Below are 1,086 nucleotides of genomic sequence, written 5' to 3'. Positions count from 1 at the left end.
CGGTAACGAGGAAGAGACCGACGGTAATTTTCTGCTGCGGTTTATGCGGTCACACTCCATTAATAATCATGATGACCGACAAGGTATTGAAGCGGCTTTACTGGATTTACCGGATGTCAGACAGGCGCGGGTGTATGAAAACTTCACGAACCAGACGGATAACAATGGTGTGCCTGCTCATTCCATGAATGCCGTGGTGATTGGCGGTAAGAATGAAGATATTGCACGCACCATCCTGAGAAAGAAAGTCGGCGGCTGCGGACTGATGGGAAATATCGAATGCACCTGTGATTATTCCGGCGCGCAACGCACTGTTCGGTTTGACCGTGCTGAGCGGGTGGATATCCGGGTAAAAGTGATTATCGAGCGCATCAACGGTTTTCAGGATATTGACACCGAGGGGATTAAGCAATCACTGGCTGACACCGGGTTTGCGATTGGTGAATCGGTTTATGCCATGCGCCTGACGTGTCGGGTGAATTCCGTGTCAGGGTTCTACATTAAATCCATCACGGTCAATGAGGCCGACTCCGCCAGAATAGGTGTCCGTCAGTGCGCCCAAATCAAACCTGAACAGGTGGAGGTGCTGATTGAGTAAGCGCGAAGACTTTTTAATCTGGCAATACAGAGGAAAACTCAAAGCCCGGCAAACCGTCGGGCTTTTGCTTTCTGAGACAAAAACACTTTTTGAGACGGCATTACAACTGCCTGAAGTTCTCGATATCAATACATCAGTAGGATACGGGTTAGATTTGATTGGGCGTCATGTCGGAATAAGCCGGACGATGAAGTCCTTTATCCCGAAAGATTATTTCGGCTGGCTGGGAATAGACGGCGCACTGGGGTTCAATAACGGCCTGTTCTACCGATACGGCGACTCCCTGCAAAAATCCGTCAATCTGGATGACTCGGATTACCGGTTCTTTATCCGGGCGAAAATCATTAAAAACTTTCAGCATCCCACGCTTGAGGGGATCACCCATTCACTCCAGCACCTGCTGGGCAACCAGTCATTCGTGATTGATAACTACGACATGACCATGAACGTGGTGGTGCCTGCGGCTTATCTCACCCCCTTTCGATTAC

General features: G+C 49.5%; 1 protein-coding gene and 1 pseudogene. Both read left to right on the top strand.

Features of this window, described 5'->3' with window-relative positions; all coding sequences use genetic code 11:
* A pseudogene (locus Xinn_RS20960) lies at positions 1 to 598 on the top strand (baseplate J/gp47 family protein); the annotation flags it as partial.
* On the top strand, positions 591 to 1,086 hold a 496-nt coding region (locus Xinn_RS20955), incomplete at its 3' end, for a baseplate wedge 1 family protein (RefSeq protein ID WP_099137819.1). The pseudogene Xinn_RS20960 and the gene Xinn_RS20955, both read left to right, overlap by 8 nt.

Origin of the sequence: Xenorhabdus innexi (genome assembly GCF_002632485.1) — a bacterium.
GTDB lineage: Bacteria > Pseudomonadota > Gammaproteobacteria > Enterobacterales > Enterobacteriaceae > Xenorhabdus > Xenorhabdus innexi.
The sequence above is the reverse complement of the archived record's forward strand: the minus strand, read 5'-3'. Positions and strand labels throughout refer to the sequence as shown.